At 62.8% G+C, this 21,870-nt stretch carries 19 protein-coding genes and 1 tRNA gene; 8 read left to right on the top strand and 12 right to left on the bottom strand.

Translation table 11 applies throughout. The features are described 5' to 3' along the window. Positions 1-265 precede the first annotated feature (265 nt). The 4 genes from MXB90_RS14375 to MXB90_RS14360 form a co-directional block, all read right to left on the bottom strand. Positions 266-2,920, bottom strand: coding sequence for a DEAD/DEAH box helicase (locus MXB90_RS14375; RefSeq protein WP_250046058.1), 2,655 nt, complete (start codon positions 2,918-2,920; stop codon positions 266-268). Beyond that, on the bottom strand, positions 2,917-4,431 hold the full coding sequence (locus tag MXB90_RS14370; RefSeq protein ID WP_250046054.1) for a site-specific DNA-methyltransferase: 1,515 nt from the start codon (positions 4,429-4,431) through the stop codon (positions 2,917-2,919). Before MXB90_RS14370 ends, MXB90_RS14375 begins: the two co-directional genes overlap by 4 nt. Positions 4,432-4,493: 62 nt before the next feature. Then, positions 4,494-4,847, bottom strand: coding sequence for a hypothetical protein (locus tag MXB90_RS14365; protein WP_250046053.1), 354 nt, complete (start codon positions 4,845-4,847; stop codon positions 4,494-4,496). A gap of 10 nt (positions 4,848-4,857) precedes the next feature. Next, positions 4,858-5,250, bottom strand: coding sequence for a helix-turn-helix domain-containing protein (locus tag MXB90_RS14360; RefSeq protein ID WP_250046052.1), 393 nt, complete (start codon positions 5,248-5,250; stop codon positions 4,858-4,860). 109 nt (positions 5,251-5,359) lie between these two features. On the opposite strand from MXB90_RS14360, the gene MXB90_RS14355 reads away from it, so the two are divergent. From MXB90_RS14355 to MXB90_RS14345, 3 genes are read left to right on the top strand one after another with little or no spacing between them, the layout of a single operon-like run. Further along, positions 5,360-5,560 (top strand): helix-turn-helix domain-containing protein, encoded by a 201-nt coding sequence (locus MXB90_RS14355; protein WP_250046050.1) that lies wholly within the window; start codon positions 5,360-5,362, stop codon positions 5,558-5,560. Continuing rightward, positions 5,557-5,745, top strand: coding sequence for a hypothetical protein (locus MXB90_RS14350; protein WP_250046049.1), 189 nt, complete (start codon positions 5,557-5,559; stop codon positions 5,743-5,745). The genes MXB90_RS14355 and MXB90_RS14350 overlap by 4 nt, the downstream gene beginning before the upstream one ends. Further along, positions 5,742-6,806 carry a tyrosine-type recombinase/integrase gene (locus MXB90_RS14345; RefSeq protein WP_250046048.1) on the top strand — a complete coding sequence of 355 codons (1,065 nt, stop codon included), beginning with the start codon at positions 5,742-5,744 and terminating at the stop codon, positions 6,804-6,806. The genes MXB90_RS14350 and MXB90_RS14345 overlap by 4 nt, the downstream gene beginning before the upstream one ends. Positions 6,807-6,837: 31 nt before the next feature. Here the strand turns inward: MXB90_RS14345 and MXB90_RS14340 are convergent. The 5 genes from MXB90_RS14340 to MXB90_RS14320 all read right to left on the bottom strand — a co-directional run bounded on the left by MXB90_RS14340 (position 6,838) and on the right by MXB90_RS14320 (position 11,736). Continuing rightward, positions 6,838-6,912 (bottom strand) — tRNA-Glu (locus tag MXB90_RS14340). A 168-nt stretch (positions 6,913-7,080) separates the two neighbouring features. After that, positions 7,081-8,826, bottom strand: a complete 1,746-nt coding sequence (recJ, locus tag MXB90_RS14335; RefSeq protein WP_250046046.1) for a single-stranded-DNA-specific exonuclease RecJ — start codon at positions 8,824-8,826, stop codon at positions 7,081-7,083. A 154-nt stretch (positions 8,827-8,980) separates the two neighbouring features. After that, positions 8,981-9,946 carry a class II fructose-bisphosphatase gene (gene glpX, locus MXB90_RS14330; protein WP_250046045.1) on the bottom strand — a complete coding sequence of 322 codons (966 nt, stop codon included), beginning with the start codon at positions 9,944-9,946 and terminating at the stop codon, positions 8,981-8,983. Between the two features lie 194 nt (positions 9,947-10,140). Then, positions 10,141-11,439 (bottom strand): homoserine dehydrogenase, encoded by a 1,299-nt coding sequence (locus MXB90_RS14325; RefSeq protein WP_250046043.1) that lies wholly within the window; start codon positions 11,437-11,439, stop codon positions 10,141-10,143. 75 nt (positions 11,440-11,514) lie between these two features. Further along, positions 11,515-11,736: a hypothetical protein gene (locus tag MXB90_RS14320; protein ID WP_250046042.1), complete on the bottom strand. Its 222-nt coding sequence runs from the start codon at positions 11,734-11,736 to the stop codon at positions 11,515-11,517. A gap of 99 nt (positions 11,737-11,835) precedes the next feature. Here MXB90_RS14320 and MXB90_RS14315 point away from each other — a divergent pair, with 99 nt between their 5' ends. Further along, on the top strand, positions 11,836-12,423 hold the full coding sequence (locus MXB90_RS14315) for a TetR family transcriptional regulator (RefSeq protein WP_250046040.1): 588 nt from the start codon (positions 11,836-11,838) through the stop codon (positions 12,421-12,423). Between the two features lie 22 nt (positions 12,424-12,445). On the opposite strand, the gene MXB90_RS14310 is transcribed toward MXB90_RS14315, so the two are convergent. Genes MXB90_RS14310 through MXB90_RS14300 form a run of 3 tightly spaced genes read right to left on the bottom strand, consistent with a single transcriptional unit; the run spans position 12,446 to position 15,297 of the window. Beyond that, complete coding sequence (locus MXB90_RS14310; RefSeq protein WP_250046039.1) at positions 12,446-13,048, bottom strand: TadE/TadG family type IV pilus assembly protein; 603 nt, start codon at positions 13,046-13,048, stop codon at positions 12,446-12,448. A gap of 7 nt (positions 13,049-13,055) precedes the next feature. After that, positions 13,056-13,607: a TadE/TadG family type IV pilus assembly protein gene (locus tag MXB90_RS14305; RefSeq protein ID WP_250046037.1), complete on the bottom strand. Its 552-nt coding sequence runs from the start codon at positions 13,605-13,607 to the stop codon at positions 13,056-13,058. Between the two features lie 4 nt (positions 13,608-13,611). Beyond that, positions 13,612-15,297, bottom strand: a complete 1,686-nt coding sequence (locus MXB90_RS14300; protein WP_250046035.1) for a TadE/TadG family type IV pilus assembly protein — start codon at positions 15,295-15,297, stop codon at positions 13,612-13,614. Positions 15,298-15,709: 412 nt separating this feature from the next. Between MXB90_RS14300 and MXB90_RS14295 the strand changes: the two genes are divergently transcribed. The 4 genes from MXB90_RS14295 to MXB90_RS14280 all read left to right on the top strand — a co-directional run bounded on the left by MXB90_RS14295 (position 15,710) and on the right by MXB90_RS14280 (position 21,865). Beyond that, the gene (locus MXB90_RS14295) at positions 15,710-17,140 is read left to right on the top strand and encodes a Glu/Leu/Phe/Val family dehydrogenase (RefSeq protein ID WP_250046031.1); all 1,431 of its coding nucleotides are present in this window, start codon (positions 15,710-15,712) and stop codon (positions 17,138-17,140) included. A 144-nt stretch (positions 17,141-17,284) separates the two neighbouring features. Further along, positions 17,285-19,243, top strand: a complete 1,959-nt coding sequence (gene dnaG, locus MXB90_RS14290) for a DNA primase (protein ID WP_250046029.1) — start codon at positions 17,285-17,287, stop codon at positions 19,241-19,243. A gap of 139 nt (positions 19,244-19,382) precedes the next feature. Further along, positions 19,383-21,371 (top strand): RNA polymerase sigma factor RpoD, encoded by a 1,989-nt coding sequence (gene rpoD / locus MXB90_RS14285; RefSeq protein ID WP_250046027.1) that lies wholly within the window; start codon positions 19,383-19,385, stop codon positions 21,369-21,371. 29 nt (positions 21,372-21,400) lie between these two features. After that, positions 21,401-21,865, top strand: a complete 465-nt coding sequence (locus MXB90_RS14280) for a hypothetical protein (protein ID WP_250046026.1) — start codon at positions 21,401-21,403, stop codon at positions 21,863-21,865. The last annotated feature ends 5 nt before the right edge of the window (positions 21,866-21,870 follow it).

Genomic DNA, 21,870 nt, shown 5'->3' with positions numbered 1-21,870 from the left:
ATTCCTGAATAAGAATCGGAAGAGAATTAGATGAGCGGCACCACCGCCGCTCATCTTCCTCCCAAACTTGCCAATAGTGAGGTTTCCCATGGCAAAGAAGAATATGAAGATTGGCCGCAGTGCTAAAACTGGTCGCTTTACGACCGTCAAAACGGCGCAACAGAAAAAATCGACTCATGTGGTCGAAACGATCCGCCGGAAAAAGTGAGCCGCGATGGCTTCGGGTTTCTGAGGGGCCGCCCCTCAGAAACTCTTTTTCTTGAATTCATGGGGACAGCGTAGCCACCACCTGCTCTCGCACTTCCTTTGGGTCTCCGCGTTCCATCGTCGCCATGACGAAGACGGCCTTTCCCCCGGATGCCTTGGCCCACTGCTGACCGATCAGTTTCTTTTCGCGGCTGTCGCGGCTTTCTTCCGGAGACAACTGCTTGCCCTTGTATTCGACCACCAAGAGACGACCATCCTCCATGACGGCCACGAAATCCGGATAGAATTTGTCGGTCGAGGTCGGCAGCGAGAAAGAATTCGGGTGCCTGCTGACGTTGCGGGTCCAGTATTTCAGGCCCGGCAGGGCATCCAGCGCCCAGGCGCATTTGACCTCTTCGCCACCATCCTTGCTGTCGAAGGTCGGCACCTCGTCCGGCCCCATGAAGTGGTGCTTGAACTTATACATGCCCCGATACTTGGGCACGTCGAAATACATCTCGTCGAAAAACCGGATGCCGTTATCGAACGACACCTCGACGCGCGCCTCGGGGCCGAACAGGTTCATCTGGTAAACCTTGTCGCGCTCCATCTGGCGGAAGCCCCGGATCTTCTCGTTCAGCTTGCGTGCCAGGATGAACTTGCAGCGCATCAGCTGCGATAGGGGGATATCGCGGTCGCGGGTCAGGTGGGTGACGACATCGCTCAGCCAGGCCAGAAGCTCCGCCTGGCCGATCCATTGATCGCGGACCTTCCCATCCAACCAGCGCACCAGCGCATTCGGCGTCCAGTCGTCCACGTCGATATCCAGCGAAAGCTGTTCCGAACTATCCGCCGCCGAGATCGACAGGCGATTGCCGTCGAGGTCGATCTCGAAGGTGTTGGTCGTCTCGATAATATCAAACTCGGCCTTGGTCAGCCGTGCCGGATGATCGGCCAGCGACCAGTCGTGATACTCCATCAGGATATCGGTATCGCCAAAGACCAGCTCGCCCTGCACATGCGCCATCAGTCGCGGCACGGTGAATTCCTCGCCCAGATGGGCGGGGGCCAGATCGTCGGCGTGCTTAGACTTGAACTCAGCCAGCTTCTCGCGCAGCACGCCATGCAGACGTTCGGGAGCCATCTGGAACAGGCGCTCTTCGTCTTTGGGCTTGGGCACGCCGGTGAATTCGATCCGGGTCTTGCCGTCATCACCTGCCGAGACCTTGATCTTCCCCGGTGCGACGATGTTGATGTCGCGGCGCTCCTCCTCGGAGGCGTCCAGCTCGACCGTCATCGTCGGGCGTGGGCGTGATTGCCGCCCAAACAGCCCGTCATCCAGCCCCGGCTGTTCGGCCTCGATATTGGCCTCGGCCTCGCTTTCCTCGAAGCCCATATCTACCAGCTTGTCGCGCAGACTGACGGCGGCCTCGGAGAAATGTTTTGAGACCAGCTTAGCGTAGGACTTGTTCAGCGCCGGTTCCTTGCGCTTTTTCGCATAGGGCATCCGCAGCACGCGGCCTAGAAGCTGTTCGGCGTCCGTGCTGCTGCGGATATTTGCCAGCGAGCAGAACACATAGGCGAAGGAACAATCCCAGCCTTCCTTCAGCGCCTCGATGGTGATGACATATTCAATCGGGCAATCGGGCTTGAACAGGTCGATCCCGTCCAGATCACGCTGCGCGCCGGTCGCCACGGCGATCTTGGCCGGGTCAATATTCTCATTGTCGATCAGGTGCTGCTTCAGCACATCGACAGTAACATCCTCACCCTTCTTCTGTGCCTGAAACAACACGATGGGCCGAATATAGCCCTCCCGATCCAGATCGGCATACTCCTGCAACTCGGCGCGTTTCAGGATGGCGGAGTTCACCGCCCCCTGCCACGTCTCTGCCTCGTCAAGCACCACGGGCATCTTGATCATCTCTTCATCCTTCAGCTCTTGCGCTGTGACAGAATGAAGGATGTTGTTGAAGCCCTTGGGCGTGGCGGTGAACTCGATCAGGGCGCTTGGGTTGATCCGCTCATAGACATCCTGGCTGAGGTTCGTGCCCGCCTTGTGCGCCTCATCCATGATGACAAGCGGGCGGTGCAGATGCATCAGGTTGGCAAAGCTGAATCGGATATCGCCCTTATTCGGGCCATCGTCATTGCGATCAAGCCCCGGTGTGTTGGGCGAAACCGTCGAAAAATGCCCCTCCAGCATCTCGTGATGGGCATAGACCTTGCGCCCGTCGGTGTTGCTGACGCGCAGCGTCTGGATCGTGCCGACCACGACGCAAAGGTTCGACCGCAGGTCATGCGGCGTGATCTGGGTGAAATCGCCAATGTCGAACACCCGCACGCGGCCCTCGAATGCCGCGTCCAGAACCTGCCGATAGGGGTGACGTGGATTTTTCAGCGCCTCGGCGGTCTGGATGCGGATCGTGTTCGTCGGCACCAGCCACAGCACCAGCGGGAAATCCTTTTCCACCCAGGCATCCTTGGCCACAGTAATCGAATGCGCCGCGAGGATCGTCTTGCCGCCCCCGGTGGGCAGTCGCAGGCAGACATAGGGCACCTCGGGCAGCGCCTTGATCGGCTTGTAGCCTGCCGCGTAGCCCTTGAGCCGTTTCGCGAGTTCCGGTTCTGCCGTAATCGTCTCATAGGCCGGTTTGGGGCCTGTAATCCGCGCCTCTTCAAAGAATTTTCGCAGCGTGGCGAGCGAGGCTTTCTGATAATCCTTCAGCTTCATTTGCGCGCCTTCACATCATAGGGGGTTTGTTTGAATTCGATCTGTTCGGCCTTCAATGTTGCGTCAGACAGCGCCGTGCGTTCACCGTAGACGGTCAGGGGGCCGGTGAAATCGCCCATGGTGGCACGGATTGCGGCCAGCGTCTTGCGGGTCAGTACGTTGCCGCCAGACACCGACTTGTCGCCAAGGATGCCGTTATACAGCAGCGCATAGCCCTTGCCCCCCTGCGCCCCAAGGAAGGGGGTCAGGGGCCGCGGTTCCGTCCACGGGCTGCCGGTTTCCGCGAACCAGATATGGGCGGCAAGGATGGGAAAGCGGATATCGGGCTGGATTGCGCCATCCTCAGTAAAGACCGGCGGGCCAAGGCGGTAAAAGCGGTATCCGCCGCCGCCCTGCCAGTTCTGCGCCTTGGAAATCCCGCCCTGTTCGCCATCCACCACCTTTTGCAGGCGCGGCGCGCAATGGGTGACGGCATGGTCGCCCATCTCGATCCCGATATAGCGCCGCCCCATCTTTTGTGCGACGGCAGCGGTGGTGCCGGAACCAAGGAAGCTGTCGAGCACGAGGTCGCCGGGGTTGGTGGCGATGTGAAGCAATCGTTCCATCAGTCGTTCCGGCTTCGGCGTGTCAAAGGAGTTCTTCCCGAAGATGGTGTTTACTTCTTTCTTCGACTCCTGAGTGTTTCCCACTTCATCGTTGGTCCACCATGACCAAGACATGCGACCCTCATGCTCGCGAAGATATGTTTTCTTCCTCGGCATGCCCTTTCCATCTTTGCCGAACCACATGCGCCCCTCAGCTTTGAGGCGTTCAAATTCTGATTGGATAGTGACCCAGCAACGCCCCTCGGGTGGAGTGTAAACAGCACCTCCAGGCGTCGCGATTTCATACATCTGGTTAGGTCGATATCCTTGAGCGGAAAAGTTCGACGATGATGTCCACGGCCCGCGCGGATCATTGTCGGGATTCTTGAATTCCTTTAACTGCTTTTCAGTAAGCGGAATTCGATTGGCGTTGGCTCGAAATCGCTCTTTTTCTCTCCCGTAAACGAGGATGTGGTCATGGGCGTCACCTAAAGGAATGCGGTTGTCAGGTCCGATCCTTTTTTGCCAGAGCACATTCACGATGAAGTTCTTTCGACCAAAGACCTCATCCATAATGACCTTGAGGTAGTGTCCTTCATCATCATCAATGCTCACCCAGATCGAGCCATCCTCGGCCAGCAACTCGCGCAGCAGTTCCAGCCGGGGCCACATCATGGCCAGCCATTGGGAATGCTCCAGATTGTCGTCGTAATGCTCGAACGCCGATCCGGTGTTATAGGGCGGGTCGATATAGATGCATTTCACCTGACCCGCGTAATAGGGCAGCAGCGCCTTCAACGCCTCAAGGTTATCGCCCTGAATCAGCATGTTCCCCGCTTCCCGGTCGCCATAGCCCAGCCCCTCGACCTCCTCCAACAGGCGGTAGGGCACCTTCTCAGCGGCGCGCACATCGTCGTCTCGGGTCAACCAGCGTAGGGTGGGCATCTGCTCGGGTCTCTTTCATTCTTGGGCGCGGCTGCGCCGGGTCGTTATCGGCGGTGGATCAGGTAGGCAAACTGCGCGAGCGCCAGCAGGGCTACAAGCCCGCTGACAGACGACACGGGGGCTGTCAGTGGGTTGGGGGCATGGCCGCCAGCGATGTTCAGCGCAGCGATGGCGAAGGCGTAGCTGAGAACCGCCCCTGCCGCGCTGGCCTGCGCCGTGGGCCAAGATAACGCCTTAAGGAATGCCGAGCGCGCCTTGGCCTGCACCGTTTCTAGCTCTGGCTTGGGTGCAATGTTCACAAGGCGCTGAGCACTGGCGGACATTGTCGCGAGCGTTTTCGCGCGCTGCTGCTCAAGGGCTTCGCGCATAATTTGTCTGATCTCTTCCGGTGTGGACATAGGCCCCTCGTCAAATCGCCAACCTGATAATCTCTTCACATTCCGCCGGGTTCAGCTTGCCCGTCTCGGACATCTTGCGAACCAGGTATCGGACAATCTTCGCCTCTTTTTCCGGCGGCACCTCCAGCCCGTGTTCGGTCAGGAATTCGCGCGTCACCACAACGGCACTTTCGATGATCTCGTCCGTCATCTTGGTGGTCATGCCCGACCGCCCAAGTAGCAGCCATTCCGCTGACAGGTCGTAGTCTTGGCACAGCTTGACAGCGATGCTGATCGGCAGATCGGTCGCCTCGCGTTCGTAGTTCTTGTACGCCGACTGCGACACGCCAAGCTCTTCTGCGAAGGGGATCTGCGTTTTGCCAAGACTTTTTCGGAAATGGGCCAGTCGCTCCGCAATCGTCATTAGACTTGCATCCAGTATCGAATCATATACTTTACATCCATGGCGATACATTTCTGGTTAGATTCGTCTCGTCTTGTGCAAATAGTCTATGATTCTTCGAGGATTCGCCATGCAAAATAATCTGGAGACTCCCAAGGAGCTGGCTCAACGCCTCGGCTGGCCCGAGCGCCGCGTCCGGTCGCTGATTTCGACGAAGCAACTTCGTCACGTGAAGATCGGCGGCATGTACTTCGTTCCCCAAGGGGCATTCGATGAATTTCTGAATGCCAACATGGTTGAGCCAGACCAAACGCAGAGGGGGCGGGGATGATGGCAAACCGACCTGCAATAGTCACCAAAGTCGAGGTCGCCCGCAGTATCGCGGCGGCGATTTCGGCCGGGCTGAAGATCGGACGAGTGGAGGTGGACCATCGCGCCGGTCTGGTCGTGATCGTGCCCGAGGGCAGCCCAGATGACAGCGGCGGCAACCCATGTGACAGGTTGTTGAAAAAATGAGGCGACCCAAGAACAAAAAATACCCTTGGGTGCGGAAGAACATCGTTAAGGGCCGCATTTACTGGCGTTTCGAGAAGAACGGGTTCCGGTGCAATCTGCCTGGCCCATATGGGTCGCTCGAGTTTGACGCCGCCTATGAAGCTGCTCTGGAGCATGTAAAGCTGCCGAGGAGCAAGGCGAAGTCTGACACAATCGGCTGGCTGATTGAGCAACTGTACGGAAGCCTGAGGTTTAGGGGGCATTCGCCCACTCGCAAGAGCACGCTTCGTGGCCAACTCGACTGGATCAAGTTAGAGGCAGGTGATCTGCCCTTCGCGCGGATGGAAGTAGAGCATGTTGAAGCCCTCATGGCCAAGAAAGAGGGACCAGCCGCCGCGAATACGGTGAAGAAGAACCTGTCTATGCTATACAATTTCGCTGCAAAAAAGCTGCGGTACAAAGGGCATAATCCAGCACGGGATGCTGAAAAGATGAAAGAAAACACAAAGGGCTATCATACTTGGACAGAGTCTGAGATCCAGCGCTTCCTTTCGTATCATGGTCCCAGAAGTAAAGCTGGGCTGGCGCTGCTGTTGGCGTTGAATACCGGCATGGCCCGGCAGGACCTATGCGGGTCCGGGCGGCACATGCTTCGCATGCGAGACGGCAAACAGAGGATTGTATATGCCCGAAGCAAAACAGGGGTCGAAGCCGACTTGCCGTTGCTTCCCGAACTTGAAGACGCACTCAAACATATCCCCATAGACCAGCATTACTTCTTGCCCAAGGAAGGCAGCCAAGAGCCGTATGTGGTCGAATCTTTCGGGAACTGGTTTCGTGACAAGTGTGTGCAAGCCGGAGTGCCCGGCTCGATACACGGGCTACGGAAGGCTGGCGCTGCAAGGCTGGCGCTTGCGGGTGCAACCGAGAACGAAATCGCGGCCTTTCTAGCACACACCGATACGTCACAGGCCTCAACCTACACCAAGGCGGCAAATCGCTCAAAACTTGCCGACAGCGGCTTCGCAAGGCTCAAGAATTTGTCCAACTCTTCTGAACTGTTGGACAGCGAGAAGGATTAATCAATGAATATCAATTTCTTACAGGAAGAAGTGGCAGCCCGTAGGGGAGTCGAACCCCTCTTTTCAGGTTGAAAACCTGACGTCCTAACCGATAGACGAACGGGCCACCGAGACCGCTTTTCGTGACTTTCGCCTTTGATCGGCGATCATCACCTGCGGTGTGGGGCGGTGTTTAGGCCAGCTGCGCGCGACGCGCAAGGGGCTTTTTGCGATTTTCCAAAACTTTCTTCGCATCGGCGCGCAAGTCCGAAAACGGCCCGAAAAGGATGGGGTTTCAGGCTCTTGCGGCATCCTCAAGGCGCAGCTGCACCTTGCTGCGCCCGCCCCAGCTGTTGATCTCCAGCCGGCCTGCCAGATGGAACCGTGCGACGCCTGGATCGGCCAGCATCGGACCCAGGGGGCCATCGAAGGCGCCGAAGGCGATTGCGTCGATCCGGGGGCCCATGCCGTCGCCGAAACTGAACCGCAGATGCGATTCGCCGATCCGGCGCGGGCCTAGGATCTGCATCCCGGCAAAGGCGAATCGCGGGGCGGGGGCCCCCTGCCCGAAGGGGCCTGCCTTTTCGATTTCCTCGATCAGGTGCGGGGTTGCGGCGGCGGGCATCAAAAGCCCGTCCAGCCGCAGGTCGCGCGGCCCCTGCGCGCCCGCGCCCTGTTTGGCCAAAAGCGCCGCAAGCCGTTCCATCGCGGGTTCCAGCTGGTCGCGCGCAACCGTCAGCCCTGCGGCCATCCGGTGCCCGCCCCCTTTGATCAGCAGCCCCTCGGCGGCGACGCGCTGCACGGCGGCGCCCAGATCGACGCCCGCAACCGACCTAGCCGACCCCTTGCCTTCGGCCCCGTCCAGACCGATCACCACTGCGGGGCGGTTCGTCGCCTCTTTCAGCCGCGCCGCGACGATCCCCACGACGCCGGGATGCCAGCCTTCACCCGCCGCCCAGACCAGCGGCGCCTCCAGCCCGCGCGCCTCGGCCTGGGCCAAGGCCTCTTCGCGGACGCGATTCTCGATTTCACGGCGCTCGGTGTTCAGCGCATCCAGCCGCGCCGCCAGCGCCTGCGCCTCATGCGGGTCGTCGGTGGCCAGAAGCCGCGCGCCCAGATCGGCCGCGCCGATGCGGCCCCCGGCATTCACCCGCGGCCCCAGCAGAAAGCCCAGATGGTAGGTGTTGGGCATCTGGTCCATCCGTGCCACATCGGCCAGCGCCACAAGGCCAGGGCGACCGCGCCGCGCCATTACCTTTAGCCCCTGACGCACCAGCGCGCGGTTGACGCCGACCAGCGGCGCGACATCGGCAACAGTCGCCAGCGCGACCAGATCCAGCATCGCCATCAGGTCGGGCCCCTGCGCACCCTCTGCGCGCAGCTGGCGGTTCGCCTCGACCAGCATCAGGAAAACTACCGAAGCCGCGCACAGATGGCCCAGATCGCCCTCTTCATCCTGGCGGTTCGGGTTCACGACGGCAACGGCGGGGGGCAGGGTCTCGGCCCCCAGGTGATGGTCCAGCACCACCACATCCGCCCCCTTGGCTGCGGCGATCGGCTCATGGCTCAAGGTGCCGCAGTCGACGCAGAGGATCAGCCGATGATCGCGGGCCAGTGCCGCCATGGCCGGGACATTCGGGCCATAGCCCTCATCGATTCGGTCGGGGATATACAGGGTCGCTTGCCGCCCCATCGTGCGCAGCCAGGTCAGCAGAAGCGCCGCCGAGGCACCGCCATCCACGTCATAATCGGCGAAAACCGCAATCGGTTCGCCCCGTTTCACGGCCGCCAGAAAGCGGGCGGCGGCGGCCTCCATATCCTTCAGCCGGCGCGGATCGGGCAGCAGGTCGCGCAGGGTGGGTTCCAGGAAACCGCCGGCCTCGTCGGGGGTCACGCCGCGGGCGACCAGCACGCGGGCCAGCGGCAGCGGCAGGCGCGTGGCCTGCGCCATGGCCTCTGCCAGGCGGTCGGCGTCGACCGAAGGGCCAACCCAGCGCCGGCCGGTGGCCGAGCTTTCGACATTCAGAAAGGCTGTGTTCATGCGGCCCTTGGTGCCAAAAAACGAAGGCTTCCGCCAGTGGCAGATCACAAGGACCGGATCGGCGGCCTTCTTCTTGGCTAAATACTCTCGGGGGGGGCTTCGCCACCCCGGCGGGGTGGCGAAGGCTGGGGGGCAGACAGCCCCCCTTGCAAGCTTAGCGGATCGGGTTGCGATAGATCATGCGGCGCACCGAGCCGGTTTTCGACCGCATCAGGATGGTTTCGGTCTCGATGAAGTTCGGCTCGCGCTTCACCCCGCGCAGGATCGAACCGTTGGTCACGCCGGTGGCGGCAAAGATCACATCGGCGGTCACCATCTCGTCGCGCGAATAGATGCGGTTCAGGTCGGTGATCCCGGCCTTTGCGGCGCGGCCGCGTTCGTCATCGTTGCGGAACAGCAGCCGGCCCCACATCTGCCCGCCCATGCATTTCAGCGCCGAGGCGGCCAGAACGCCCTCGGGCGCGCCGCCCGACCCCATATACATGTCGATGCCGGTGATCTCGGCTTCGGCGCAATGGATCACGCCGGCCACGTCACCATCGGTGATCAGCCGGATCGCGGCGCCGGTCGAACGGACCTCGGCGATCATCGCCTCATGGCGGGGGCGTTCCAGGATGCAGACGGTGATGTCCTCGGGCTTGACGCCGCCGGCTTTGGCCAGCGCATGCACGCGTTCGGCAGGGCCCATGTCCAGGCTGACGACATCCTTGGGGTAGCCCGGGCCGATGGCCAGCTTTTCCATGTAGACATCGGGCGCATGCAGAAGCGTGCCGCGCGGGGCCATCGCGATCACGGTCAGTGCGTTGGGCATGTCCTTGGCGGTCAGGGTGGTGCCTTCCAGCGGGTCAAGCGCGATATCGACCTCGGGTCCATCGCCCGAGCCGACTTCTTCGCCGATATAGAGCATCGGGGCTTCGTCGCGCTCACCCTCACCGATGACCACGACGCCCTTGATGTCGAGCTTGTTCAGCTGATCGCGCATCGCGTTGACCGCGGCCTGGTCGGCGGCCTTTTCGTCACCCCGGCCGATCAGCCGGGCCGAGGCATGGGCGGCGGCTTCGGACACGCGGGCGAGCCCCAGAGAAAGCATACGGTCGTTGAAATCGGTCGGAGAAGTCATGTCTGTTCCTGTCAGCAAGGGCAAGATGCCCGGTTCCGCGGGGGCCGGTGCCATCTAGCCGCGATGGGGGGGCGATCACAAGGGCGGTCGCGCTAACGGCGCCGGGCCGGGGGGGCGCTGCCCCCCGCGGCGGGCCGCCCCAGGGGCGGCCCGCCGTCCCCCCGGGATATTTTGACAAAGCCGAAGGGGCGCGGTCAGACTTCCTCGATCCGGATCGCCACGGGGTCGCCCAGGACGACGCCCGTCGATCCCATCTGGCCGATGGCGTGATCGATCGCATCGCGCGTGGTTTTGTGCGTGACGATCAGCACCGGGGCCGAGGCGCTTTCATGCCCATACTGGCGCATGCGCGAGATCGATACGCCCGACTCGCCCAGAACGGTGGCGACCTTTGCCAGCGCGCCGGGTTTGTCCATCAATTCCATCCGCAGATAGTAAGAGGCGGGCGAGTTCGCCTTTGCCGCGACCGGGGCGGCCAGCGTTTGCGCGGGTTGGCCGAAGGTGGGCAGGCGCAGGCCGCGCGCGATATCAAGCACATCACCCATCACCGCGCTGGCGGTGGGGCCTTCGCCCGCGCCGGGCCCGCGCAGGACGATCTGGCCAACGCTGTCGCCCTCCAGGACCACCATATTCGTGCCGCCCTGCAATTGCCCCAGGGGCGAGGTGGCCGGCACGAGGCAGGGGGTCATGCGCTGTTCCAGCCCGCGGCCGGTCATCTGGGCGACGCCCAGCAGCTTGATCTTGTAGCCCATGTCGCCCGCGCGGCGGATGTCGTCGATCGAGATCCGGCCGATTCCTTCCAGTTCGACATCGTCGAAGCTGACACGGGTGCCAAAGGCGATAGCGGCCAGCAGGCTGAGCTTGTGGCCCGCGTCGATGCCGCCGACATCCAGGTTGGGGTCGGCTTCAAGATAGCCCAGCTGGCGGGCTTCTTCGAAGACGGTGTCATAGGGCAGGCCGGCGGTTTCCATCCGGGTCAGGATGTAGTTGCAGGTGCCGTTCATCACGCCCATCACGCGGCGCATCGCATTGCCCGCCAGTCCTTCGGTCAGCGCCTTGATCACGGGGATGCCACCGGCGACGGCGGCTTCGAAGCGGATCACGCGGCCGGCGGCCTCGGCGGTTTCGGCCAGGGTCTGGCCGTGATGGGCCAAAAGCGCCTTGTTGGCGGTGACGACGTCCTTGCCCGCGGCCAGCGCGGCCTCGGTCGCGGCCTTGGCGGGGCCTTCATGGCCGCCCATCAGTTCGATGAACAGATCGACATCTTCACGCCGGGCCAGCGCAACGGGGTCGGTTTCCCAGGCATAGGCGGACAGATCGGCATCACGGGCCTTCTGGCGATCACGCGCGGAAACGGCGGTGATCACGATGGGGCGGCCGCAGCGCGCCTGCAAAAGCTCGGCATGGCGCTGGACGATCTTGACCACGCCGATGCCCACGGTGCCAAGGCCCGCGATGCCAAGACGAAGGGCGGGGCCGGACGGGCTGGGCATGGGAAACTCCTGAAGATGAACAATTGCCCCGATCTGTTAGCGCGTCGGCGGGGCGCTTGCAACGCGGGACGGGGCCTAGCCTTCGGGAAGCGGCTGTCGCAGGACTGCGGCGCGGGCGCGCAGCGCGCTGGCGCGGCTGGCCAGGTCTGCGGTGGGGTCGGGGGCGGGTGTCGCATCAACCAGGATCTGATCGATCGGCAAAAGCACCGGGTAGGGCGTCTGTGCGTCTGGCGGTGTCCCGCCGCTGGCGCAGGACATGAGCAGCATCGGGATCAGAAGGACGGGCAGGCGGCGCATCGCGGACTCGGGCTGGGACAGTCACGCCACAATAGGCCGGGGGCGGGGCGGTGGCCATAGGGGTTTGATATTGAACATTCGTTCAGTTACGGTCCCGCCATGGCACGCAAGGCAGGATCGCATTCCGAAATCACTGGGCCGCGCATTCGCGCCGAGGCGCAGCGCCTGTTTGCGCGGCATGGCTTTGCGGCCGTGTCGATGCGCCAGATCGCGGCGGCGGTGGGGGTGCAGGCGGGGGCGCTGTATCTGTACACCCCCGACAAGGAAGCGTTGCTGTTCGACCTGCTGGAAACGCATATGAAGGATCTGCTGGCGGCCTGGGCGGCGGTGCCGCGCTGTGGCGATGCGCTGGACGCGCTGGAACGCTTCGTGCGCTTTCACATCCGCTTCAACCTTGACCGCGCCGAGGCGGTCTTTCTGTCCTACATGGAACTACGCAACCTTGGGCCTGAGAATTTCACCCGGATCGAGGCGTTGCGTCGCAGCTATGAAAATGAGCTGGAGGCGATCCTGAAGGCGGGGCAGGCGGATGGCAGCCTGTCAGTGCCCGATACAAAACTGGCGACGCTGGCGATCATCGCCATGCTGACGGGCGTGAATACCTGGTTCCGCGCCGGCGGCCGGCTAAGCCGCGAGCGTGTCGAGGAGATTTACTGGGACATGGTGCGCAAGGCGGTCGGGGCCTGACCCACGCGGGCGGGCGCGGGGATCAGTTCGCGTCATCCCAGATGATCCGCGGGCCGCGGGGGCGCGTGACCACGAAATTCGAGATCGGGATGGTCGTGGGCAAGCCGATCCGCGAAAAGATCGATCCCTCTTTCGCAGTCTCGGACCCGATCTGCACCAGGGGCGAGTAGTTGAACCGGGTTTCGACCACCAGGGCGGAATCGCCAACCGGCATCTTGGGGATGCGATGGGCCGCCAGGTTGATCGTCTCATCGGTCTGTGCGGGCTGGCCGTCGGTGGCATGCGACCAGGTCACGCGGTATTCCTTGGCATCCCCATCCCAGTGGACCGACGAGACGCGGATCCAGGTGTCCCCGCGTGGCACGGTCAGGAATTCAAAGACCTCTTCGAGGCCCTCGATATAGGCGGGCCCGACGGGCATATCCTCGCGCGAGATCAGATCGGCGATGGTGTAGGCGGCCTTGGTGTTGATGCCCTTGATGCGGAAGGCATCGTAGAATTGAAAGGACACGCCCAGCCAGCCCAGCAGAAGAACGGCACCCATCACCGCCTCGATCGGCATGGAGCCGGCGGTGTCCCGGCCGATCCGGCGAAGACGTGGGCCAAGGGTTTTCAGGATTTTCATGGCACCCTCAGTTGCTGCCCAGGCGCGGTTCGTTCACGAAGGCGGTGGTCGCCACCATTGGAAACTGGCCGGAACTGTCGGTCAGCAGCGCCGCCCCGATACCCATTCCGGGCAGCAGGGGGCGCGCCTTGATGCAGGCGCGCATCAGCATCAGCTGGTTACTTTGGCCGCGCTGAATCACGACCTCCAGGGGGTCGGCGTCGCTGCGGTCGGTGCAGGTCGGCGCCTTGTCGAAACCGGCCGAGGACCAGGTGGTCCGGTCGACCTCGAACACCTCGACGGCAAGGTCGCGCATGCATTCGGAAAACAGGATGGTCTTGTCGCAGATCGACCGTTTGACGGCCTCATGGTCGGGCATCGGCTTGATCCCCAGCCGCAGATCGCGCGAGGCCATGTCCACGCCGCGTTCGAACATTGTCTTGCGCAGCACAAGCATGCCGAATTCGACCCCGCTGAACATGATGATCAGGAAGATCGGCAGCATCAGCACCGCCGGGATGGTGGCGGCGCCCGTTTCGGACCGGGCGCGGCGCAGGAGCTGGGTCAAAGGCGTTGGCATGGCGTCAGTTCGTCAGCCGTAGCGCGTTGATCGCCGAGGCGATCGAGGCGAAGGCGGTCGACAGATCGGCAGAGTTGACCGGGTAATAATAGGACTCATTGGTGGCGCAATCGGACAGAACCGCCTTGCCCTCATCAGGTGCGTCCACGGCGATGGTGAAAACCTTGATCTTGTGCGTGTTCGCGTTTGCCTTGGCGCAGAGCGCGCGCAAATCGGTGTCCTTGTCGCCAAATTCCGACTGATGCGCCATCTTGTCGTACAAAGCGCTGCGGTTGTTGTTCGGAACGCCAAGATATTCCCAGACGACATGCTGCATGGTCATCGGCGCCTCGCCGATCTTGCGGCCATAGCGATCGTAGATCGGGTGGCGCTTTGTCCAAAGCGTTTCATAGGTGATCGGGTATTTCGTGCCGCTGACCTGATAGGCATATTTCCAGCTGTTGTCGTAAAAGCTGTAGTAGGGACGCGCGCGCGACGGATCGTGGTAGTAAAGATATTGCTTGCTGATGCCGGGGCCGATGTCCGTGGCGTTTCTGGTGGACACAAGGCCGGACGGGCCGGACCGGTATTCCGGCTTGGTGGAATAGGACCGGGTGTTCTGACCGTCGGTCATCAGCACCAGCACCTTCATCACATCCACATCTTCGGGCAGGGGATTGGCCTTCTGATAGTCGAACGGGCGCCCGGACAGGTCGGCGCTGGCCCAGCCCTTTTCAATCATCTTGTCCAGCGCCGGGCGTGCGGACGGGTCCAGTAACGCCAGGCCCCATTTCGCACCGAAATCGATGGCCGTGTCGCCGCCTGCGACCAGCGCATCGATCTTGTCCTTCAGGTCTTTCTGAACATTGCCAAAGGCCATGACCTCGGCGAAGCCGGCTTCCTGACAATTGTTGACGTTCACCAGTTGGGGCAGAGCCCAGCTGTTGCCTTTGTAGTCGAAGCTGTCGCCATACATCGTGCGCTGCAATCCGGCCGCGGGCGAGATTGCAAGATCATCGAAGCTGAGCGTCTGAAGGTCGGCACAGGTGTTGCTACTATGGTCGGTCTCAAGGTTGTAAAGGCTGGCCAGACGGCTGCCCAGTACGACCTGCTGATTGTAGGGCACCAGCGAGATCGAGAGCTTTCCCGGCGCCGCGCCCGGGGGCTGCACGCTGGTGAACATCGTATCGACGAATTCCTTCGCCGCTTCTTTCAGCAGCGCGATACGGGTCGTGGTGCTGCCGTCTGCTTTTTTGACGGCATCATTCATCGAGCCCGAGATGTCGACCACAAGCGAGATTTCCACATTGCCGACGCTTTCGGTAGCGCGGCTTGCGGCGGGAACCTGCAGTTCGGTGATCCCCACAAGCGGGCCGAACAGGGTGGGCATGGTGTCGCTGACCTTCGCCTCGACCGAGCGCCATTCCTTATAGGCGCCCTCTTTCACGATCGGCGTGACCTTGATGTGGCCCAGCCCGCTTTTTGCGAAATAGTCCAGTACCACCTCGGTCGGGTCGAGCGACTGGTTCAGGTCGGCCGCCGCCAGAACGGCACGGTCCAGCGTGGCCTGAATCGTGGCGCGGCGTTCTTCCTGGCGGACAAAGTCGATCGCGACGCCGGTGGTGATCAGCATGATCAGAAAGATCTGCAGGCTGAAGATCAGGATCGCGCCGTCTTCGTCATCACGCAGGCGCGCCAGACGGGCGCGCAATGATTTTGCAAGGGATCGAGGGGCCATCGGGGCGATCTTTGACATCTTGGAACCTTTTACAGATTGCGGCGCCGCCAAGCCCACGGGGCCGCAGATTTCGCCACAATTTGTCATAACACGCGGCATGTCTGGCGAAAATGAGGCAGAGTTGCGAAGTTCGCGGAACTGTTTGGCAATCGGGGTGTCCTCGCCCCATTTTGCCGCGATTGTTTCCAGATCGGCGGTGATCGGAACGCGGGCATTTTTCCCCATGCAATCCAGGGCTGTGGCAAAGCGTCGGCCTGTCGCGTCGAATTGTGCCGCTGATGCGCCCTGATTCGCCGTTTCGACGGTGGCCACAGGCCGAACCCCGGCCTAGCCTTTAATCGGGCGGTGGGCGTTTGGGGCCCGAACCCGCCAGAGGGAGGCAAGAATGACACAACTGCGGGAACCGGGGTTTCGGGATTCGGTCGATATCATGTTCAACCGCGCCGTCGCGGTCATGGACCTGTCGCCGGGGCTGGTCGAGAAGATCCGCGTCTGCAACTCGACCTACACGGTGCGCTTCGGGGTGCGGCTGCGCGGGCAGATCCACACCTTCACCGGCTATCGATCGGTGCATTCGGAACATATGGAGCCGGTGAAGGGCGGCATCCGCTATGCCCCCGGCGTCAATCAAGATGAGGTTGAGGCGCTGGCCGCGCTGATGACCTATAAATGCGCGCTGGTGGAAACCCCCTTTGGCGGATCGAAGGGGGGCCTGTGCATCGACCCCCGCGACTGGGAGCCGCATGAGCTGGAACAGATCACGCGCCGCTTTGCCTATGAATTGATCAAGCGCGATCTGATCAATCCCGCGCAGAACGTGCCGGCCCCCGACATGGGCACGGGCGAGCGCGAAATGGCCTGGATCGTGGACCAATATGCCCGGATGAACACCACGGACATCAACGCCCGCGCCTGTGTGACCGGCAAGCCGCTGAACGCGGGCGGGATTCAGGGCCGGGTCGAAGCGACGGGGCGGGGGGTACAATATGCCTTGCGCGAATTCTTTCGCCACCCCGAGGATGTGGCCAAGACCGGCTTGTCGGGCGATCTGGATGGTAAACGCATCGTGGTGCAGGGCCTGGGCAATGTGGGCAGCCATGCCGCGCGGTTCCTGGCGCAGGAAGATGGCGCGCGCATCGTGGGCGTGATCGAGCGCGATGGCGGGCTGTGGGACGACGCGGGCCTGGATATCGAGGCGGTTCTGGCGCATCTGCGCGCCACCGGCGGTGTCCGCAACTGCCCCGTGGGCCGGTTCGAGCCCGTTGGCGCCGAACTGCTGGAAGCCGATTGCGACATCCTGATCCCGGCCGCGATGGAGGGGGTGATCAACCTGGACAATGCCGCGCGCATTCGCGCGCCGTTGATCATCGAGGCCGCGAACGGCCCGGTGACGGCGGGCGCCGATGAGATCCTGCGCCGCAGGGGCATCGTGATCATCCCCGACCTTTATGCCAATGCCGGCGGGGTTACCGTGTCCTATTTCGAATGGGTCAAGAACCTGTCGCACATCCGGTTCGGCCGGATGCAACGCCGCGCCGAGGAGGCGCGCAACCGCCTGCTGGTCGAGGAACTGGAACGGCTGAGCGCGGACAGGGGCCTGGGCTGGACCCTGTCGCCCGATTTCAAGCGCCGCTTCCTGACCGGCGCGGGCGAGCTGGAGCTGGTGCGATCGGGGCTCGATGATACGATGCGGATTGCCTATCAATCGATGCGCGAGGTCTGGCACGCGCGCCCCGACGTGTCCGACCTGCGCATGGCGGCCTTCATCGTGGCGATCGACCGGGTGGCGAAAAGCTATCAGTCCAAGGGGTTGTAGGGATGGCGGGAAGGGGGCTGTCTGCCCCCCTCGGCGCGTGCCGCGCCTCACCCCCCGAGGATATTTTGACAAAGCCGACGGGGAATGCGGCTTGGGGGCTGCTGGCCTCTCGACTCTTGCGGGCGGCGGACCAATATAGGGGGCATGTCGCTGCCACCCGGATTTCTTGACGAATTGCGCAATCGCGTCTCCATCTCGCAGGTGGTGGGGCGCAAGGTCATATGGGACATGCGCAAGTCCAACCAGGCCAAGGGCGACATGTGGGCGCCCTGTCCCTTCCATCATGAGAAATCCGCATCGTTTCATGTCGATGATCGCAAGGGCTATTACTACTGCTTCGGCTGTCATGCGAAAGGCGATGCGCTGAGTTTCGTGCGCGAGACCGAGAATGTCGGCTTCATGGAAGCGGTCGAGATTCTGGCGCGCGAGGCCGGGATGCAGATGCCCGCGCGTGACCCGAAGGCGGCCGAAAAGGCCGATCGGCGCAGCGAACTGGCGCAGGTGATGGAAGAGGCGGTGAAATACTATCGCCTGCAGCTGTCGACCGGGGCGGGGGCGGGCGCGCGCGATTATCTGGCGCGGCGCAGGCTGGGGGCCGAGGCCTTGGCGCGGTTTGAGATCGGCTTTGCGCCACCTGGTTGGCAGGGCCTGTGGGATCATCTGCGCGCCAAGGGGATTGCCGAGGATCTGATCCTGGGCGCGGGGCTGGCGCGGCCCAGCAGCACCGGCAAGGCGCCCTATGATATTTTCCGTAACCGGATCATGTTTCCGATTCGCGATGCGCGCGGGCGATGTATTGCCTTTGGCGGGCGGGCGATGGACCCGAACGATCCGGCGAAATACCTGAATTCCCCGGAAACCGAACTGTTCGACAAGGGTCGCAGCCTGTACAACCATGGGCCCGCCCGTGAAGCCTGTGGCAAGGGCGCGCGGCTGATCGTGGCCGAGGGCTATATGGATGTGATCGCGCTGGTCGAGGCGGGCTTTGGCGGGGCGGTGGCGCCGCTGGGCACGGCGGTGACCGAGGATCAGTTGCGCCTGATGTGGCGGATGCATGATGAACCGGTGGTGGCGCTGGATGGGGATGCGGCGGGGGTGCGCGCCGCGCTGCGGGTGATCGACCTGGCCTTGCCATTGCTGGAGGCGGGCAAGGGCCTGCGCTTTGCGGTTCTGCCAGGCGGGCAAGACCCGGATGATCTGATCCGGGCGCAGGGGCCCGAGGCGATGGCCCGGGTGATCGAGGGCGCGCGGCCGATGGTCGACCTGCTGTGGCAGCGCGAGACCGAGGGCAAGAATTTCGACAGCCCCGAGCGCAAGGCCGCGTTGGACAAAAGTCTGCGCGCCGCGATCCGGCGCATTGCCGACCCCTCGATCAAGGAGCATTACGGCGAAGAGATCAAGCGCCTGCGCTGGGACCTGTTCGGTGCCGCGCGGCCGCGCAACCCGCGCACGGGCGCGGCGGGGGGCAAGCCTGGCGCGGGCGCACCCTGGCGGCGCGGCGCGGTGTCGGCGCCGCCGCTTGCCTCGACCCGCTCGACGTTGCTTGTCGCATCGCCGGATGAGGCGGTGGCCGATTATCTGCGCGCGGCGATGGTGCTGGCGATCTGTGCCGCGCAGCCCGCGCTGATCGCGCAGTTCGAAAGCCAGCTGGAAACGGTGCATCTGGCCGACCCGGGGCATGAACGGCTGCGCCATCTGATTCTGATGCATGCCCATGAAGACGCCGCGACGATCCGTGAACGGATCCTTGCCGGGGCGGGCGCGGAACTTGAAAAGCTGATGAACCTGCCCCATGTGCGCATTGCCCCACCGGTGCAGCCGGGCGCGGATGCGGATCTGGCGCGGATGTGTCTGGCCGAGGAACTGGCAAAGCTGGATGCCCACCGGGCCGTGCGGGCCGAGATCGAGGATGCGATGGAGGATCTGACCGGTCTGGCCGATGAGGGGGTGACCTGGCGGCTTAGCCAGGCGGCAACGGCCCGCCACCGGGCCGAACGGTCGCAGATGGATGAAAATAGTGACATGGGCGAGGATCGCGCCGCCCTGTCCGCCCAGCTTCAGGCGCTGATCGATGGTGAGGTCTGGCGCAAGAAGCGACACTGATAGCCGCAGGGACGAAGGGGGGAATTCGCCCCCCCTGTGATTCGGCCCTGTGATTCGATAAAACCGGGGAAACCGATTCGCCCCGTGCCCCGCCGCCGGCTGACCGCCAGCCCGGCCACCACCGACCCGAGGAGCGCCCATGGCCGCCAAAGACATCGACGATACCAAGCCCGAAGATCAGGATGCCGAGGACACCTCGTTCGACATGAGCCAGGCTGCCGTCAAGCGCATGATCGCCGAGGCGCGGGAGCGTGGATACATCACCTACGATCAGCTGAACGCCGTGATGCCGCCCGATCAGGTTTCGGGCGATCAGATCGAGGACGTGATGTCGATGCTGTCGGAAATGGGCATCAACGTCATTGAGGGCGAAGAGGGCGAGGAAGCCGAGGGCGGCGCGGTGGTGGAAGCGTCCACCTCGCGCGAGGTGGCGGTGGCCACGACGCAAAGCGAGACGCTGGACCGCACCGACGACCCGGTGCGCATGTATCTGCGCGAGATGGGCTCGGTCGAGCTGTTGTCGCGCGAGGGCGAGATCGCCATCGCCAAGCGCATCGAAGCCGGTCGCAACACGATGATCGCGGGCCTGTGCGAAAGCCCGCTGACCTTCCAGGCGATCACCATCTGGCGCGACGAACTTCTGAATGAGGATATCCTTCTGCGCGACGTCATCGACCTGGAGGCGACCTTTGGCCGCTCGATGGATGATGAGGGCGAGCTGGATGAGCCAGTGGTCGATGGCCTGTCGGTCGAGGCCGCGCCGCGTCGCGCCGGTGGCACCGAAGAGCCCGAGCTGGATGCCGATGGCAACCCGATCGCCCGTGCCGATGATGATGAGGATGACGACGAAGGCTCAAACATGAGCCTGGCGGCGATGGAGGCCGCGCTCAAGCCCAAGGTGCTTGAGACGCTGGAGATCATCGCGCGCGACTATTCGCGTCTGGCCGAGATGCAGGATCTGCGGATGTCGGCCACGCTGAACGAAGACGGCACCTTTTCTGTTGCGGAAGAGGCCGCCTATCAGAAGCTGCGGTCCGAAATCGTGCTGCTGGTGAACGAACTGCACCTGCACAACAACCGGATCGAGGCGCTGATCGACCAGCTTTACGGGATCAACCGCAAGATCATGTCGATCGATTCCGGTATGGTAAAGCTGGCCGACCAGGCCCGCATCAACCGGCGCGAATTCATCGACGAATACCGTGGCTATGAACTCGACCCGAGCTGGCTGGACCGGATGGCGGAAAAGTCGGGCCGGGGCTGGCAGACGCTTCTGGAAAAATCGCGCGACCGGCTGGAAGATCTGCGTTCGGAAATGGCGCAGGTGGGCCAGTATGTCGGCGTCGATATCCAGGAATTCCGCCGCATCGTGAACCAGGTGCAGAAGGGCGAGAAAGAGGCCCGCCAGGCCAAGAAGGAAATGGTCGAGGCGAACCTGCGCCTGGTGATTTCCATCGCCAAGAAATACACCAACCGCGGGCTGCAGTTCCTGGATCTGATCCAGGAAGGCAACATCGGCCTGATGAAGGCGGTCGACAAGTTCGAATACCGCCGCGGCTACAAGTTCAGCACCTATGCGACCTGGTGGATTCGGCAGGCGATTACGCGATCCATCGCGGATCAGGCGCGCACCATCCGCATCCCCGTCCACATGATCGAAACGATCAACAAGCTGGTGCGGACCGGCCGCCAGATGCTGCATGAAATCGGCCGCGAACCGACGCCGGAAGAACTGGCCGAAAAGCTGCAGATGCCGCTGGAAAAGGTTCGCAAGGTGATGAAGATCGCCAAGGAACCGATCAGCCTTGAAACCCCGATCGGGGACGAGGAAGACAGCCAGCTGGGCGATTTCATCGAGGACAAGAACGCGATCCTGCCGCTGGATTCCGCGATTCAGGAAAACCTGAAGGAAACCACGACCCGCGTTCTGGCCAGCCTGACGCCCCGCGAAGAACGTGTGCTGCGGATGCGTTTCGGCATCGGCATGAACACCGATCACACGCTGGAAGAGGTCGGCCAGCAGTTCAGCGTCACCCGCGAGCGCATCCGCCAGATCGAGGCGAAGGCGCTGCGCAAGCTTAAACACCCCAGCCGCTCGCGCAAGCTGCGCAGCTTCCTCGATCAGTAAGCGGCGGTGGGGCAACAGAGGATCAGGTCATGAAGGTTGTTGCCCTTTCGCTTTCGGTGGCGCTGCTTGTCGCGGGCTGCGCGGCCGGGCCGCGCCCGCTGCCCGACGTGCTGCCCAATGCCTTCGGCAGTCTTGGCAACCCCGTGCTGGCCGATCCTGCGGTTCCCGGCCAGTTCGAGGTGGTGGGCATCCCGGGCCTTGATCCGATGCAATATTGGTGCGCCGCAGGCGAATATGCGGCGAACCGGCTGGGCCAGTACAATGCGCGGCTCTATGTCGTTCGCCCCGAAGGGCCCAGCGAAACGCGGCCGCGCGCGCGATCTGTCGTGTTCACGTTGCGGCCCGATGCCCAGGTGCTGGCCGCGGCCAATGCCCCGCGCGAGGGCAACCTGTCGCTGATGATCCGCGCGATGGGCGACAATTATCTGGCCACGGCGGCGGAATCCACCTGTGAACATGTGATCCCGCCCTTCCCGGATCTAAGCGATCTCTGAGTCCG

Origin of the sequence: Phaeovulum molybdatiresistens (genome assembly GCF_023544865.1) — a bacterium.
GTDB lineage: Bacteria > Pseudomonadota > Alphaproteobacteria > Rhodobacterales > Rhodobacteraceae > Pontitalea.
The sequence above is the reverse complement of the archived record's forward strand: the minus strand, read 5'-3'. Positions and strand labels throughout refer to the sequence as shown.

What these genes read in the sequence shown, in the direction of transcription:
- MXB90_RS14375 (WP_250046058.1), bottom strand. Translation starts at nt 2,920, where the DNA reads ATGAAGCTGAAGGATTATCAGAAAGCCTCGCTCGCCACGCTGCGAAAA.
- MXB90_RS14360 (WP_250046052.1), bottom strand. Translation starts at nt 5,250, where the DNA reads ATGACGATTGCGGAGCGACTGGCCCATTTCCGAAAAAGTCTTGGCAAA.
- MXB90_RS14345 (WP_250046048.1), top strand. Translation starts at nt 5,742, where the DNA reads ATGAGGCGACCCAAGAACAAAAAATACCCTTGGGTGCGGAAGAACATC.
- MXB90_RS14280 (WP_250046026.1), top strand. Translation starts at nt 21,401, where the DNA reads ATGAAGGTTGTTGCCCTTTCGCTTTCGGTGGCGCTGCTTGTCGCGGGC.
- MXB90_RS14310 (WP_250046039.1), bottom strand. Translation starts at nt 13,048, where the DNA reads ATGAAAATCCTGAAAACCCTTGGCCCACGTCTTCGCCGGATCGGCCGG.
- MXB90_RS14295 (WP_250046031.1), top strand. Translation starts at nt 15,710, where the DNA reads ATGACACAACTGCGGGAACCGGGGTTTCGGGATTCGGTCGATATCATG.
- MXB90_RS14315 (WP_250046040.1), top strand. Translation starts at nt 11,836, where the DNA reads ATGGCACGCAAGGCAGGATCGCATTCCGAAATCACTGGGCCGCGCATT.
- MXB90_RS14305 (WP_250046037.1), bottom strand. Translation starts at nt 13,607, where the DNA reads ATGCCAACGCCTTTGACCCAGCTCCTGCGCCGCGCCCGGTCCGAAACG.
- recJ (WP_250046046.1), bottom strand. Translation starts at nt 8,826, where the DNA reads ATGAACACAGCCTTTCTGAATGTCGAAAGCTCGGCCACCGGCCGGCGC.
- rpoD (WP_250046027.1), top strand. Translation starts at nt 19,383, where the DNA reads ATGGCCGCCAAAGACATCGACGATACCAAGCCCGAAGATCAGGATGCC.
- MXB90_RS14355 (WP_250046050.1), top strand. Translation starts at nt 5,360, where the DNA reads ATGCAAAATAATCTGGAGACTCCCAAGGAGCTGGCTCAACGCCTCGGC.
- dnaG (WP_250046029.1), top strand. Translation starts at nt 17,285, where the DNA reads ATGTCGCTGCCACCCGGATTTCTTGACGAATTGCGCAATCGCGTCTCC.
- glpX (WP_250046045.1), bottom strand. Translation starts at nt 9,946, where the DNA reads ATGACTTCTCCGACCGATTTCAACGACCGTATGCTTTCTCTGGGGCTC.
- MXB90_RS14325 (WP_250046043.1), bottom strand. Translation starts at nt 11,439, where the DNA reads ATGCCCAGCCCGTCCGGCCCCGCCCTTCGTCTTGGCATCGCGGGCCTT.
- MXB90_RS14365 (WP_250046053.1), bottom strand. Translation starts at nt 4,847, where the DNA reads ATGTCCACACCGGAAGAGATCAGACAAATTATGCGCGAAGCCCTTGAG.
- MXB90_RS14320 (WP_250046042.1), bottom strand. Translation starts at nt 11,736, where the DNA reads ATGCGCCGCCTGCCCGTCCTTCTGATCCCGATGCTGCTCATGTCCTGC.
- MXB90_RS14350 (WP_250046049.1), top strand. Translation starts at nt 5,557, where the DNA reads ATGATGGCAAACCGACCTGCAATAGTCACCAAAGTCGAGGTCGCCCGC.